Source organism: Rhizobium sp. LARHSG275 (genome assembly GCF_052871115.1).
The window spans coordinates 1-14,671 of record NZ_JBIXJN010000013.1 but is presented as its reverse complement, the minus strand read 5'-3'; the positions used below and the strand labels follow the sequence as shown (position 1 = coordinate 14,671).

Below are 14,671 nucleotides of genomic sequence, written 5' to 3'. Positions count from 1 at the left end.
TAAGCCATCCTCTCGGGTTTGCCTGATTTCAGATTGGAACACACTTAATGCCATATGATTCAACGACCATTGCTGCCACGGTCGAGAAGATCAACGCCGAATACTTCCTCCCGGCCATCCAACGCCCCTATGTGTGGGGCCCCGAACAAATGGTTGCGTTGTTCGACTCTCTCATGAAGGGCTACCCAATCAGTTCCTTCCTGCTCTGGGACGTCGCACCCGAGAATGAGATGAGCTGGCAGATCTACAAATTCGCCGAGCACTTCCGGTTCGGCGAAGTGCACAATGAGCTCGCCGGCACACAGGGACGTAAGCTGACGCTGGTTCTCGATGGTCAGCAGCGGCTGACGTCCCTGCTCATCGGCCTGCGCGGCTCTTTCACCGTCAAATCAAAGGGCAGGCGTTGGGACAGTCCTGATGCCTGGCAGCGGAAGACGCTTTACATTGATTTGCTTGTCGATCCGTCGCTGATTCCGAAATCAGAAGACGTCAATGACGATATCGAACACCCCTATGGTTTCGAGCTCTTCGACAAACCGCCACAATCAGGCCCTGCAAACCTATGGATCAAGGTTGGGGACATACTGAACTATCCGGACCCCGAGAGTTTCAAGGTCTTTGTCGAAAGAACCCTAGGTCGGCTGCCTCCATCAAAGACCTGGATGACGGAGGAGACCGCGAAACGAAATCTCGATCGACTTCACCAGATGATCTGGGTCGACAGGATTGTGAGCTACTATACCGAGACCAACCAGGACTACGACCGTGTACTTGGGATTTTTGTGCGCGCCAATGACGGTGGCACCAAGCTCAGCAAGTCCGATCTCATGCTGTCGATGATCTCGTCCAAATGGACGGACATCTCGGCGCGCGAAGAAATCTACAATTTCGTCGAAACACTGAACAGCCGGCTGGATCGTAAGAACGATGTCAACAAAGACTTCGTGATGAAGGCGTGCCTGCTGCTTTCAGACCTCGATCATGTCTATCAGGTGAAGAACTTCACCAACCGTAATCTGGAAATCATGCGAGGGAACTGGACCAAAATCCAGCAATCCCTCAAGCGAACCTTCCAGCTCGTCAACAGCTTCGGTATCGATCGCGAGAACCTTACGAGTTTGAACGCTCTGCTGCCGATTGCTTACTACCTCCACAAGCTCGATCTCGACCTGATGAGTGCGACCACATCGTTCTACATTTCGAATGCCGAGCGCATTCGCCGCTGGCTCATCGCAGCTCTTCTGAACCGGGTATTCGGCGGGACTTCAGACAGCACGATCGGGGCAGCGAAGAATACGATTGCAGCAGCAATATCGACCTCAAGAAATTTTCCGCTCGTCGATCTCAACTCCGCATTGTCGCGCCAAATCAAGCGGCCGTCCTACCTCACCGGAGAGACCCTCGAGGGGGTGATGGAACTGCAGTATGGGAGCAAGCAAATGTTCCTGCTGCTGTCGCTGCTCTACGATAACAAGAGTTGGGGGACCACCACCCATCACATTGACCACATTTTTCCCCAGAGCCGCGTCGATCGCAGACACCTGATGAAAAACAATATCCCCATGTCGAAGATCGATGAGTTGATCTCTTGCGCCAACCGTGTTGGAAATCTCCAGTTGCTCGTCGGCGCAGAAAATCTTGAAAAGAATAACGCAACTTTCGAAGACTGGATCAGGACGCGGGATCACTCCTTCCTCGCCAAGCACCTGATCCCCGAGGACGAGCATTTGTGGTCAATCATGATGCTTCCTCAGTTCGTTGCCGAGCGGGAAAAGCGGATCATGCAGAAACTGGCGTCGCTGCAGGGCGATCCCGAATTCGGCGCGGAAGCAGCAGAGTAAAAAGGAAATTCAAGTGAGTTCACTGGAAGAAAGACTTCGGCGAATCGCAGAAGAGAAACAACGCATCGCTGATGAAGAGGCCGCAATGCGCGATGAAGCGCTCGCCGAACTCGAAAAGACTGTCGAACAGATTGAGGCTTTGGAAAAGCGCAAGGAACAGCTCGAGATTTTCCTGGGTCTTGAGGAAAATCCGCAGCGTGCTGGACACGGGCAGATATTGCAGCTCTGCGTCCGCGCAATCACAGAGTCTGGCGGCGGTCTTACGTCCGGGGAAGTAAAAGAGGCAATCGAGAAGTTTATGCCCGGCATGAAACTGTCGTCAGTGCCTGCCTCTCTAAGCCGAGCTGCCTCAATGGGTCGGTTGAGACGCGACGAACTCGGTCGGTACTTCTTGAGCTAGTCCATGACAACCATCCTCGCCGACAGCTTCACCGCCGCACTCGCCAAGCTCACCCATGACGAGCAGAAGCAGGTGAAGTTGACGGCGTTCGACCTGCAGACCGATCCGAACCGCCCCGGTCTGCAGTTCCACAGGATCGATGCATCCAAGGACCCGAACTTCTGGTCCGTGCGTGTCAGCCGTGATCTCCGGATTATTATCCACAAGACCGGCGACAGCGTGATGCTCGCCTACGTCGACCATCACGACGATGCCTACAAATGGGCAGAGCGACGCAGAATCGAGACCCATCCGCGCACCGGCGCTGTGCAGATCGTAGAGGTGCGCGAGCGCGTCGAGGAGATTGCAGTCCAGCTGGCACCGGCAAGACAGCCCGAACTTCCGTTCCTCGTTCCGGCCGCCCCGTCGGTTTCCACACTGCCACTGTTTGCGAAACTCTCCACCGATGATGCTCTGTCGATTGGCGTTCCCGAGGACTGGGTCAAGGATGTGCTTGACGCCAGCGAGGAAAAGTTCTTCGCGCTCGCGGATCATTTGCCGCAGGAAGCCGCCGAGGCGCTGCTGGATTATGCGGCAACGGGAATTCTGAAAAAGTCCGCGCCGGTCGCTGTCGATCCCTATAGCCATCCCGATGCACAGCGGCGCTTCCGTATCCTGGAAGGGCATGAGGAACTGGCGGCCGCTCTGGATCAGCCGTTCGAAAAGTGGGCGGTGTTCCTTCATCCATCGCAGCGGGCGCTGGTGGACCGGGACTCCTCCGGGCCAGTTCGCGTCGTCGGCTCCGCCGGCACCGGCAAGACCGTGGTCGCGCTGCACCGTGTCGCTCGCACTCTACGCAACGAGCCGCAAGCGAAACTGCTTCTGACAACCTTCTCGGAGCCACTCGCCGCCGCTCTGAAGCGCAAGCTTAATGTGCTGCTTGTTGATAACCCCTCCCTCGCCGACAGCGTGACGATGTCATCGTTCGAGCAGGCCGCGGCTGACCTGTACGCTCTTATCACCGGAAGGAGAGCATATCTGGTCGGTCGAGAAAAACTCCGGGCAATTGTCAACGAGGCGGCAATCGCCGCCAGCGTCACCAAATACACGCCGCAATTTCTGAACTCCGAATGGGAGCACGTTATCGACGCTTGGCAGATCGATAGCGCCGAAGCCTATGCGGCCGTACCGAGGATGGGACGAAAGAACCGGCTTGGTTCGAAGCAACGGGAAGAACTCTGGGCTGTCTTTGGCGATGTTCGCAAGCAATTGAGGTCGAAGTCGCTGTTGACCTCCGCCGATCTGTTCACGGTGGTCACCGAACATTTCCGGGATCGCGGCGAAAAGCCTTACACGCATGTCGTTGTTGACGAGGCCCAGGACCTTGGCGTCGCAGAGTTGCGGTTCTTGAGCGCCATAGTGCCCGACAGACAGGATGCACTTTTCTTCGCGGGTGATATTGGCCAGCGAATTTTCCAGCAACCCTTCTCCTGGAAGGGGCTCGGCGTCGACATCCGAGGGCGGTCGTTCACGCTCAAGCTCAACTATCGAACCTCGCATCAGATACGGAGAATGGCGGATCGCCTCCTGCCCGATAATGTTCGAGACGTCGACGGCGAGGAAGACCAGCGCAAGGGTACCGTTTCAGTCTTCAATGGCGTCGAACCGATTATCGTCGTCGCCCCAACCATCGAGGACGAAGCCATGACTGCCTCTAGGTTCCTCATCAACCTTCTCGAACAGGGGATAAGTCCCAACGAGATCGGCATATTTTGCCGGTCAAACGACCAGATCGCCCGCGCATCGAAGATTGCCGAACTTGCCGACGTTAGAACCACTTCATCGCTTGCGGGACGAAACGCTCAAGAAGCGGTGCTAATCGGCACCATGCATCTTGCAAAAGGGCTGGAATTCCGTGCGGTGCTGATCGTCGCCTGCGATGAAGGCGTCCTGCCGCTGGCAGCGCGCATCAATGACGTCGCCGACGAGTTCGAGTTGGACGAGGTTGTGGCGACTGAACGGCAGCTGTTCTACGTCGCTGCGACCCGCGCGAGGGATCATCTTTTCGTCTCTGCCCTAAAACCGGGCTCGGAATTCCTGGAAGACTTGGTTCAGGTCTGATCCGACGACGGCGAAGATATAAATACAATCCTATGGTTATCTATATAATGTTACCATAGGCGACGAGGGGTGCCTCCTCATAACGGCGCAAAGATGAGGAATAAAAGCGTAACCTATGTGTCCAGAACGGACCAAATTTAGCTTGGCTGGGGCGCCTGGATTCGAACCAGGGATGACGGTACCAAAAACCGTTGCCTTACCGCTTGGCGACGCCCCACCAGAGCTTGAGCGGAAACCGCCTGCTCAAATCGACGCCTGATTAGCAAAGCTCTTCGCCCGTCACAATGACTAAGTTTAACCCGGCGCAGATTTATATGCGCGGCGGCCGCCGTCGTGCTAGGAATTGGCGACGTCATCGGCCCGAGATCATTCCTTCATGGACAGTCCCGCATTCGACCCCGCTTTCGAGCCGGCCTATGGGCAGGCCGTGCCGGTCGTTTCAGGGGTCGAGCGGATCACGGCTGAGAATCCCGGGCCTTTCACCTTTTTCGGCACCAACAGCTATATCGTCGGGGCTTCCTCGGTCGCGGTCATCGATCCCGGGCCGGAGGACGAGGCGCATTTCCAGGCGCTGATGGCAGCGCTTGGCGGCCGCTCGGTGACGCATATCTTCATCAGCCACACGCATCGCGACCACTCGCCGCTTTCCAGGCGGCTGCAGGCGGCAACGGGGGCGGTGACGGTGGGGCAAGGGCCGCACCGGCCGGCGCGGCCGCTGAGGGATGGCGAGATCAATCCCTTTTCCGAAAGCTCGGATCTGTCCTTCGTGCCTGACATTGCGATCGGCGATGGCGAGACGATTGCGGGCGATCGCTGGTCGCTGAGCGCGGTGCTGACGCCGGGGCATACGGCCAATCATGCCGCCTTCGCGCTTGAAGGCCGCGACATCCTGTTCTCCGGCGATCATGTCATGGCCTGGTCGACCTCGATCGTGGCACCCCCGGATGGTTCGATGGCGGATTACATGGAATCGCTCGACCGGCTGATCGAGCGCCAGGACGGCCTGCTGCTGCCCGGCCATGGCGGGCCGGTGACTGAGCCCGCAAGTTTCCTGCGGGCGCTGAAAGCGCATCGACTGAAGCGCGAGCAGGCGGTGCTGGCGCGGATCCGGGCGGGCGATCGTGGCATCGCCGAGATGGTGAAGGCGATCTATCGCGATACCGATCCGAAGCTGCATGGGGCGGCCGCCCTTTCCGTGCTCGCCCATATCGAGGATCTGATGGAGCGCGGTATGATTGCGGCGGATGGGCCGCCTTCGCTTGCCGCCAGCTACCGGCCGGCGTAAGGGAGATGAGGGGAGAAATGAGCATGGGGCGCGCCGAATACAGCTATCGCGAAGATCCTGATGTGCCTGATTTTGCCGATGACCGGCCGTTGATCGTCTTCGATGGCGAATGCGTGTTCTGCTCCGGCTGGGTGAAGTTCGCGCTGAAACATGACAAGCAGCAGCGATACCGCTTCCTCGCGGCGCAGACGCCGCTCGGCGCAGCGCTCTACCGGCATTACGGGCTGCATGCGCGCGACTACGAGACCAATATCCTCATCGAAAACGGCCGCGCCTTCTTCAAGTCCGACGGCTCGATCCGCATGGTGGCGGGGCTCGGCTTTCCCTATTCGCTGGTCAAGCTCTTCCGGCTGCTGCCGCGGCGGGCGGCCGATGCGCTCTATGAATTCATCGCCCGCAACAGGCTGAAGATTGCCGGCCGGCAAAGCTGCATGGTGCCGACGCCGCAGCATCGCAGCCGGTTCATCGCATGAGCGGCGAGCGATTTTGCCTGCTCATCATCGGCGGCTACGGCACGTTTGGCGGGCGGCTTGCCCGGCTGCTGGGCGATGAACCGCGGCTGAGGCTGCTGGTTGCGGGGCGCTCGCTTGAGAAGGCTGACGATTTCGTTGCCGATCTCCGGACTCCGAAAGATGGCGCCGAGGGCCTCGGCAGCAACAATCTCGGCGCGATGGTGCAGGCGGTGCGCTTTGATCGCGATGGCGATCTCACCGAACAGCTGACGCGGATGAGGCCTGATCTGGTCGTCGATGCCTCGGGGCCATTCCAGAGCTTCGGCAAGAATGCCTATAAGGTGGCCGAAGCCTGCATCGATCTCGGCATCGATTATGCCGATATCGCCGACAGCACCGGCTTCGTCGCCGGCATCGGTGGGCTGGATGCGACGGCCAAGGCCAAGGGCACCTTCGCTCTGTCGGGGCTCAGCAGCCTGCCTGCGCTTTCCTTCGCCGCGCTCGAGGCGATGGCGCCGCATTTTTCCCAGGTCGACAGTGTCGCGGCGGGCATCGCCCCGTCGGCGCATGTCAAGATCGGGCTCAATGTCGTGAGGGCGATATCAAGCTATGCCGGCAAGAAGATCACGGTGCTGCGCGATGGGCAGCCGGCCTCCGGGCGCGGGCTGATCGATGCGATGCGGGTGACGGTTGCGCCGCCGGGGGTCAAGCCGCTGCGCAGCCGGAAATTCCTGCTGGTGGATGCGCCGGATCTCAAGCTGCTGCCGGCGCGTTTTGCTGGCCTGCAATCGACTTTCACCGGGGTCGGCACGGAGCCGCAGCCGCTGCAGCACCTGCTCAGCCTCGCGGCCAGGCTCGTCCGCCTCCGGCTGCTGCCGTCGCTGCTGCCGTTTGCGCGGCTGCTGCAGCGTGCCAGCCACGCATTCGCGATGGGCGAACATCGCGGCGGCATGTTCGTCCGCGTCGGCGGCGTCGATCACGCCGGAAAGCGGCTCTCCTGCGGCTGGCATCTGATTGCCGAAGGTGATGACGGGCCGTTCATTCCCGTGATCGGCGTCGAAGCACTGGTGCGCCGGCTGCTGACCGGCGTGCGGCCGGAGAATGGGGCGCGGCCGGCGGCCGGCGAATTGCAGCTTGCGGATTTCGAAGCGGCCTTCCAGCGGTTTTCGATCACATCCGGCATAACGATGGAAAACGAGGAGGCACGCCAGCCGCTCTACCAGAGAATCCTCGGCAGCGCCTGGGATCAGCTGCCGCCCGCCCTCGCCGCCCTGCATGCCGGCGGCGCCCGCGTCGCCTCCGGCCGGGCGCTGATCGAGCGCGGCGGCGGGCTGTTGGCCAGGATCGTCGCTCGGGTGATCGGCTTTCCTCCGGCGGGCGAGGATGTGCCGGTCACGGTGCGTTTCGTGCCCGATGGCGACAAGGAGATCTGGACACGCGATTTCGGCGGCACGATGTTCCGCAGCTGGCAGGTCGAGGCAAAGGGCCGCGACCGGCATCTGCTCGCCGAGGTCTTCGGGCCGTTCCGGGGGCTGATGGCACTGGTGCCGGATGGGGAAAAGCTGCGGCTCGTCGTGCGCGGCTGGCGGTTCTGCGGCATTCCGCTGCCGATGTTTCTGGCGCCTGGCGGGGAGACCTATGAGGAGGAGCGCGATGGGCGCTTCCACTTCCATGTGGAGATTGGTGGGCGACTGACGGGGCTGGTGGTGCGGTATACGGGGTGGTTGGTGGTGGAGTGAGGGGGGGCATGTCTCCCCTTCTCCCCAGCGGGGAGAAGGTGGCCCGAAGGGTCGGATGAGGGGGCCACACGGCACGCCCTCTCATTTTAACTATCCCGCCATGCCGACGCGAGCGCTGTCGAATTCCGCATGAGCGTTGTGAAGAAAGACCGGCTTCGCCGGCCCCCTCATCCGCCCTACGGGCACCTTCTCCCCGCTGGGGAGAAGAGGGAACCGAGAGGTCGCGGCATATCCCCTTCGCCCCGTTTACGGGGAGAAGGTGGCGGCAGCCGGATGAGGGGCAGGTCTCGGCGATCTCCTCGGCCGGGGCCTCGCTTCGGATAACAGCCCCTGTCCTCTTATTGGGGTAGAAGGTTGTCGAGCCTGCCGCACCCTCTCCCGGCCCTTCGCTTTAGGCTCAGGGCGTTCGCAACTGCAATCGATTCACTGGATCGATTGCTGGCGCTCTGCGCCACCGTTGCTCACCCACCCGCAATCCCCAACAGCTCGGCATCCAGCGCCTTCAGATAATCGCCGGCGATTTCGGCGCTGAAGCCGAGGTCGTGTTGGCCGTAGCGGGATGCGACGCGGATGTCGACGAAGGTGGTTTCGGCCTCTTCGCGCAGCCGAATGATGAAATCGAAGCGCAGGCCGAGGATCAGCGTGCGGGTAGTGCCCTGCAGCGTCACGCCGTTGACGCCGCGGATCAGCTTGGCGACATCGTCGTCATAGGGGCGCGGCGTCGGCACGGGGATGATATCGGGCGCATCGGCCACGGCATCGTCGCTCGCCTCGGGCGGTTTGACCGGTCTGTCCTCGGGATCGCGGCCGGGCTCGGTGTCGCCACTGCTCCTGGTGATGGTCATGCCGCTCATCTTGGCGACCTTGCGCACCGCCTCCAGCACGCGGTCGAGCGCGCCCTCATAGCGCCGGCCGGTGAGTTCGGGATAGGCGGCGAGCTGCTTTTCGCGATCCTCCGCCGTCACCTCAACCCTGCGCTTCAGCCAGATCTGGTTGAAATACGGCTGCGAAAGCCAGTCGGGTGCTGAGACCGGATCGGTGGAAACGTCATAGATATCAGGCAGCGTCATGTAGCGCTCGGCGGCATAGGTGCCGAGGCCGAGCGGAAAGGCGGCATAGATCAGCGCCGCCAGCGCCGCCAGCCCGCCTTCGGCCCCCGTCATCCAGAGGCTGCGCAGCCCGAGTGCGGCGAGCATGACAGCGAGAAGCGCGCCGCCGGCGGCGGCAATCAGCAGCAGCACCAGATAGGGTGTGGCGAGGCCACCGAAGCGATGGGCGATCATGACAGCCAGCGCCAGCACCAGGGAAAACGCCCCGAGCAGCCGCGAAAAGCGGGCGGCGCTGGAAACGGGGCGGTCATAGCGGATGGCCATCAAACTTACCGGTTGCTCGTCAGCGCCCGCGCGTTCGACCACGCAAATCGCCTCAACCCTGTTTAGAGCATGATGTCGAAAAGTGTGAAGCGGTTTTCGGACGACATCATGCTCTATTCTTTGATTTAGATCCGGATTCAGATTTTAGGCCGGCCCGGCCTAAAATCATCCGGCTATGGGGCAAGATTCGGCTAAATTGAAACGATTGTCTGAAGCATTGCGTTGGAATCCTGGGCGATGGCCATGGCGAAGCGGGGCCCTCTTCATAAGCCCTTGCTGATATGTCAAAAAAAGGCCATTCTGCCGCGGTTTCATCTCCAGATGCAGAGGAGAGACGGGATGATTTCACCCGACATGGCAGCAAGGCCGCAGGCGTCCGCGCTTGGCGGGATCGACCACCAATCCGAAACGATGCTGCCGCTGGAACTGCTCGAGCTCGAACTTTCGCTCGAAAGCTATGCCGGCGGCGATACCGACTTCTGCGCGGCGGTGCGCCAGGCCGCGGCACGCTCCGGTGGCGAATTGCTGTTCGACCTGCCGGCCGGCGGCCTGATCGACGATTGCCGGCGCATCGCCGTGCTGCGCATTCCAGGCGATGGCCGGGAGATGCGCGTCGTGCTGGCGCTGCTCGATGATAACGGCACCGAAATCCGCATGCAGGCGCCCGACGAAGAGACCGCGCCGCTGGTGCGTTTCGCCGATGCCTTCATCGAAGTGCTGCAGCGGATCTGAGTTTCATTTTTTTACGCAATTCCGGACGGAAAACCGCTTCACACTTTTCCTGGAATTGCTCTACCGGCGCTCGGCCGCAGCTTCCGCGACGCTGCGGAAAGGGAACTTGCGCCCGCATTCGCACTTGATCACGAAATTTTCCTGGTGGTTGGACGGCCGCTGCACGCCAAAACCGCGCGGCAGCTGATCGACCTTGAAATCCGGATGCTTGCGCTTGGGATCATCGACTTCCGAGGCTTCGGCAAAGCCCTCATTGCCGCATTGCGGACAGTTCAGTTTTTTCGAAAATCGATCGCGAAGGGCCATGCTCGTTCCAAGGTTTGCAAGCTTTCCTCATACATAGGAATGGCCCTGATGCATAGAAAGGTTGGCCGGCAAAAGTGGAACCAAGTGCCGAGGCTGCCGTTCCTTTTTCGAAAAGGAGGCACTCATGCCCAACAAACACCCGATCCCGACACCCAATGCCGATATGCCGCGCGGCCCGACGCCGACATCAGGCACTCCCGATCGCATCCAGCAAAAACCGCCACAGACGCCGGCGCAGGATCCGGACGATACGAAGAATCCTCTGGATCCGCCGGTTGATCCGGCGCTGCTGCCGATCGGGGATCCGGCTGGGGCGGCGTGAAGGGTGAGCCGCAAAGTCGCGAATGCGCTGAGCGCAAGCGAAGGCAACAATGAATGGCGTGCCGTGCGGCCCCTCATCCGACCCTTCGGGCCACCTTCTCCCCGCTGGGGAGAAGGGAATGTGCCGCAACGTCTCGATGCCCTCTTCTCCCCTCGAGAAGGTGCCCGTAGGGCGGAAGGGGGCCGCACGGTACACGGCTCGCCTAATCACCCAGTCTCGGCAATATCCGAACCGAGGCACTAGCTTGACGCCCCCTACCGAATGGCCTTTCCTCAGGCAAAAGCATTCCAAGGACCAAACCCATGCGCATCCCCATTTTCATCACCGCCCTCGCCGCCATCGTCGCCGGGCTGTCCGCCTGCCAGACGATGACGCCGGAGGAGCGGCGGGCGGCGGATGAGCAGCGCTGTCTGGGCTATGGCTTCCGGCGTGGCACGGATGGGTTTGCCACCTGCCTGCAGCGCATCGATCTCGACCGGCGTGCCGAATCGCGGGCGCAAAGTGCCGAGCTGATGAACGACATGGCCTGGGATCTGAACGGGCCTTATATCTATCGCGATCACTGGCGGCGGTATCACTGACTGCCACGGGCGCCCTGCCCCAAACTCCAGCGAATATCCTACACGATTGCCCGCAGGTCTTTCGGACCGCGCCGGATCTCTTCCAGACTGCCTGCAATCACCGCCTGCGCCGCCGCCAACCTGGCGATCGGCACGCGGAAGGGCGAGCAGGAGACATAATCGAGGCCGATCGTTTCGCAGAAGCGGATCGAGGCCGGGTCGCCGCCATGTTCGCCGCAGATGCCGAGCTTCATGTCGTTGCGGGTGCGCCTGCCGCGTTCGGCGGCGATGCTGATCAATTCGCCGACACCGTCGAAATCGAGCGAGATGAAGGGGTCGTGCTCGATGATGCCCTTGCGCTGATAGGTGGGGATGAAGGCCGAGGCGTCGTCGCGCGAGATGCCGAAGGTGGTCTGCGTCAGGTCGTTGGTGCCGAAGGAGAAGAATTCGGCGGCTTCGGCAATCACATGGGCGCGAAGGGCCGCGCGCGGCAGCTCGATCATCGTGCCGACGAGATAGTCGATCTTCATGCCGGCCTCGCGCATCACCTCGCCGGCGACCTCGTCGATGCGCGCCTTGACGTAATCGAGCTCGGTGCGCAGGCCGACGAGCGGCACCATGATCTCCGGGACGACGGCAGCACCGGTCTCCTTGGCTGCGGCGACCGCCGCCTCGAAGATGGCGCGGGCCTGCATCTCGACGATTTCGGGATAGGAGATCGCCAGCCGGCAGCCGCGATGGCCGAGCATCGGGTTGAACTCGTGCAGCGCATCGACGCGCTGGCGAAGGGTTGATGCTTCCATGCCCATGGCGAAGGCGACTTCGGCGACCTCGTCGTCGGTTTTCGGCAGGAATTCGTGCAGCGGCGGATCGAGCAGGCGGATCGTCACCGGCAGGCCGTGCATGACGGTGAAGAGGCCGGTGAAATCCAGCCGCTGCATCGGCAAGAGCTTGTCGAGCGCCAGCCGCCTGCCCTTCTCGTCGACGGCCAGGATCATCTCGCGCATGACATGGATGCGCTCACCCTCGAAGAACATGTGCTCGGTGCGGCAAAGGCCGATGCCTTCGGCGCCGAAGGAACGGGCGGCGAGCGCATCGGCCGGCGTATCGGCATTGGTGCGCACCGTCATGCGCCGGGCGCGGTCGGCCCAGCCCATGATGCGGCCGAAATCGCCGGACAGCGCCGGCTGGATCATCGGCACCTCGCCTTTCAGCACCTGGCCGGCCGAGCCGTCGATGGTGATGATATCGCCCTTCTTGAGCGTCACGCCGACGCCGAGCAGCCGCTCGTTGCGTTGGTCGATGCGCATGGTGCCGGCGCCGACGACGCAAGGGATGCCCATGCCGCGGGCAACGACTGCCGCATGGCTGGTCATGCCGCCGCGGGTCGTCAGAATGCCTTCGGCGGCATGCATGCCGTGAATATCCTCGGGGCTGGTTTCGACCCTCAGCAGAATGACCTTGCGGCCTTCGGCTTCGGCCTCGACAGCCTCCTCCGCGGTGAAGACGATGGCGCCGGTGGCAGCGCCGGGCGAAGCCGGCAGGCCGGTGCCGATCACCTGGCGGGTGACGCGCGGATCGATCGTCGGATGCAGCAGCTGGTCGAGGCTTGAGGGCTCGATGCGCAGCACCGCCTCGTCCTCGGTGATCACCCCCTCGTCGACCATGTCGACGGCGATCTTCATCGCCGCCCGGGTCGAGCGTTTGGCCGAGCGGGTCTGCAGCATCCACAGCCTGCCGCGCTCGATGGTGAATTCGATATCCTGCATGTCGCGGTAATGGATCTCGAGCTCGGTGCAGATGCGGCAGAGCTCGCGAAACGCCTCCGGCATCAGCTTTTCCATCGAGGGTTTTTCGGAGCCGGAGGAAATCCGCCCCTCCTCGGTGATGCTTTGCGGCGTGCGGATGCCGGCCACCACATCCTCGCCCTGGGCATTGACCAGGAATTCGCCGTATAGCGCCCTCTCGCCGGTCGAGGGGTTGCGGGTGAAGGCAACGCCGGTCGCCGACGAATTGCCGAGATTGCCGAAGACCATCGCCTGGATGTTGATCGCCGTGCCCCAGCCTTCCGGAATATTGTGCAGCTGGCGGTAGGTGACGGCACGCGCGCTCATCCAGCTGGAAAAGACGGCGCCGACCGCGCCCCAGAGCTGGACTTCGGGATCCTGCGGGAATTCCTGCTCCAGCTCCTCCTCGATCAGCTTCTTGTAGAGCGAGACGATGTGCTGCCATTCCGAGGCGCTGAGTTCGGTATCGAATTCATGGCCGAGCTTGGCCTTCTCGTCTTCCAGGATCTCCTCGAAGGCGTCGTTGCCGAGGCCCATGACGACATCGGCATACATCTGGATGAAGCGGCGGTAGCTGTCCCAGGCAAAACGCGCGTCGCCGGCATCGTGGCCGAGCGCCTGCACCGTCTCGTCGTTGAGGCCGAGATTGAGCACGGTGTCCATCATGCCCGGCATGGAGACGCGGGCGCCGGAGCGCACCGAGAGCAGCAGCGGCTGGCTGACGGAACCGAAGTGGCGGCCGGTGATCGCCTCGATCGCCGATATGCCGGCGCGCACCTCGGCCTTCACCGCATCCTCGATGTGACGGCCGTTCCTGTAATAGGTGTTGCAGGCATCGCTGACGATCGTCAGCCCCGGCGGCACCGGAAGTCCGAGAGCGCACATTTCCGCGAGATTGGCGCCCTTGCCACCCAGAATCTCGTGATCGCGCGCCCGGCCCTCAGCCTGCCCGTCGCCGAACCTATAGACCCACTTGGTCATCTTCCCCCCAACACCAAATCGGGGCTAGCTTAATCCGTTGGTGTTGAAATGAAAATCGACAAATGCGGCAGAATGTTGCGCTGCACAATAAATCTTGGCTGCGGCCGGCGTTGAAACGGTTGAAAGGTGCCCAAACAGAAAACAAGGCACAAAAAAAGCTTTGCGGGACTGCAACAATGTCCCGCAAAGCCTTGTTTCCGTCCGGCCAGGAAAACCGGACGGGGGGTCCCTCAACCCAGGAGCGGCTCAGCTTTCTTGTAAAGCAGAACCGCCTGACCTCGTCTTACGCAATTCCTGGGAAAACAGATCGCTACCTTCCCAAGATTTGCTCTCGGTTTCCGGTTCTTGCCCTCGCCCGGAAAACCGCACGCAAATTCGACAATGCACAACCTTTGATCGCCCGCTTTCGAGCAGGGTAATTAGGTTGCGTTGAAACAACTTCTAATGCAAGTCAGCGAAAAGAGCATCACCCAAATGGACTACGAGGGGCGAGGAAGCCGACCTTTTCTGGTGTTTATTGCTCGTCAGGGGATTTTGCGCAATTTCCGGGCGCAAAACCGCGCCGTCGCTTTACGGAAATTGCGTCTGCGGGGGCGGCTCCATGGATACTCGGGTCAGGCCCACTGCTGTCCGGTTGGCGCGAGCGGCTGCCCCTCACCCTAACCCTCATATGCGCTAGGTTAGGCGGGCGCGGAGATAATCGCATTGTTTTCGGCGTCGTCGCGGCGGCTCGCAGAGGTGGCGACGACTTCGCGTGAGGAGATTACGGACGGCCTGCCACAGAAGTGGTCCG

General features: G+C 61.5%; 13 protein-coding genes, 1 tRNA gene and 1 pseudogene. 11 read left to right on the top strand and 4 right to left on the bottom strand.

Features of this window, described 5'->3' with window-relative positions; all coding sequences use genetic code 11:
- Positions 1-47: 47 nt before the first annotated feature.
- From ACIPSK_RS18530 to ACIPSK_RS18520, 3 genes are read left to right on the top strand one after another with little or no spacing between them, the layout of a single operon-like run.
- Positions 48-1,841 carry a GmrSD restriction endonuclease domain-containing protein gene (locus ACIPSK_RS18530; protein WP_162118269.1) on the top strand — a complete coding sequence of 598 codons (1,794 nt, stop codon included), beginning with the start codon at positions 48-50 and terminating at the stop codon, positions 1,839-1,841.
- Between the two features lie 13 nt (positions 1,842-1,854).
- Positions 1,855-2,241 (top strand): hypothetical protein, encoded by a 387-nt coding sequence (locus ACIPSK_RS18525; protein ID WP_162118270.1) that lies wholly within the window; start codon positions 1,855-1,857, stop codon positions 2,239-2,241.
- 3 nt (positions 2,242-2,244) lie between these two features.
- Positions 2,245-4,341: a 3'-5' exonuclease gene (locus ACIPSK_RS18520; protein ID WP_162118271.1), complete on the top strand. Its 2,097-nt coding sequence runs from the start codon at positions 2,245-2,247 to the stop codon at positions 4,339-4,341.
- 143 nt (positions 4,342-4,484) lie between these two features.
- Here the strand turns inward: ACIPSK_RS18520 and ACIPSK_RS18515 are convergent.
- Positions 4,485-4,558, bottom strand: a tRNA-Gln gene (locus ACIPSK_RS18515).
- Between the two features lie 159 nt (positions 4,559-4,717).
- On the opposite strand from ACIPSK_RS18515, the gene ACIPSK_RS18510 reads away from it, so the two are divergent.
- From ACIPSK_RS18510 to ACIPSK_RS18500, 3 genes are read left to right on the top strand one after another with little or no spacing between them, the layout of a single operon-like run.
- Positions 4,718-5,626 carry an MBL fold metallo-hydrolase gene (locus tag ACIPSK_RS18510; protein WP_162118272.1) on the top strand — a complete coding sequence of 303 codons (909 nt, stop codon included), beginning with the start codon at positions 4,718-4,720 and terminating at the stop codon, positions 5,624-5,626.
- Positions 5,627-5,649: 23 nt separating this feature from the next.
- Positions 5,650-6,099: a thiol-disulfide oxidoreductase DCC family protein gene (locus tag ACIPSK_RS18505; RefSeq protein WP_162118287.1), complete on the top strand. Its 450-nt coding sequence runs from the start codon at positions 5,650-5,652 to the stop codon at positions 6,097-6,099.
- Positions 6,096-7,817 (top strand): SDR family oxidoreductase, encoded by a 1,722-nt coding sequence (locus tag ACIPSK_RS18500; protein WP_162118273.1) that lies wholly within the window; start codon positions 6,096-6,098, stop codon positions 7,815-7,817. The genes ACIPSK_RS18505 and ACIPSK_RS18500 overlap by 4 nt, the downstream gene beginning before the upstream one ends.
- A gap of 461 nt (positions 7,818-8,278) precedes the next feature.
- On the opposite strand, the gene ACIPSK_RS18495 is transcribed toward ACIPSK_RS18500, so the two are convergent.
- Positions 8,279-9,190 (bottom strand): DUF1499 domain-containing protein, encoded by a 912-nt coding sequence (locus ACIPSK_RS18495; protein WP_162118274.1) that lies wholly within the window; start codon positions 9,188-9,190, stop codon positions 8,279-8,281.
- Positions 9,191-9,529: 339 nt separating this feature from the next.
- Here ACIPSK_RS18495 and ACIPSK_RS18490 point away from each other — a divergent pair, with 339 nt between their 5' ends.
- Positions 9,530-9,922, top strand: coding sequence for a hypothetical protein (locus ACIPSK_RS18490; RefSeq protein WP_162118275.1), 393 nt, complete (start codon positions 9,530-9,532; stop codon positions 9,920-9,922).
- Positions 9,923-9,982: 60 nt separating this feature from the next.
- Here ACIPSK_RS18490 and ACIPSK_RS18485 read toward each other — a convergent pair whose 3' ends face one another.
- Positions 9,983-10,228 (bottom strand): hypothetical protein, encoded by a 246-nt coding sequence (locus ACIPSK_RS18485; RefSeq protein ID WP_003546063.1) that lies wholly within the window; start codon positions 10,226-10,228, stop codon positions 9,983-9,985.
- A gap of 124 nt (positions 10,229-10,352) precedes the next feature.
- On the opposite strand from ACIPSK_RS18485, the gene ACIPSK_RS18480 reads away from it, so the two are divergent.
- The 3 genes and pseudogenes from ACIPSK_RS18480 (at position 10,353) to ACIPSK_RS18470 (ending at position 11,131) form a co-directional block, all read left to right on the top strand.
- Complete coding sequence (locus ACIPSK_RS18480) at positions 10,353-10,550, top strand: hypothetical protein (protein ID WP_162118276.1); 198 nt, start codon at positions 10,353-10,355, stop codon at positions 10,548-10,550.
- Positions 10,551-10,599: 49 nt separating this feature from the next.
- Positions 10,600-10,733, top strand: a pseudogene (locus ACIPSK_RS18475) (endonuclease domain-containing protein); the annotation flags it as partial.
- 119 nt (positions 10,734-10,852) lie between these two features.
- Complete coding sequence (locus tag ACIPSK_RS18470) at positions 10,853-11,131, top strand: hypothetical protein (RefSeq protein WP_162118277.1); 279 nt, start codon at positions 10,853-10,855, stop codon at positions 11,129-11,131.
- A gap of 38 nt (positions 11,132-11,169) precedes the next feature.
- Here ACIPSK_RS18470 and ppdK read toward each other — a convergent pair whose 3' ends face one another.
- On the bottom strand, positions 11,170-13,878 hold the full coding sequence (gene ppdK / locus ACIPSK_RS18465; protein ID WP_162118278.1) for a pyruvate, phosphate dikinase: 2,709 nt from the start codon (positions 13,876-13,878) through the stop codon (positions 11,170-11,172).
- A gap of 62 nt (positions 13,879-13,940) precedes the next feature.
- Here ppdK and ACIPSK_RS18460 point away from each other — a divergent pair, with 62 nt between their 5' ends.
- Complete coding sequence (locus ACIPSK_RS18460) at positions 13,941-14,297, top strand: hypothetical protein (protein WP_162118279.1); 357 nt, start codon at positions 13,941-13,943, stop codon at positions 14,295-14,297.
- Positions 14,298-14,671: the final 374 nt, after the last annotated feature.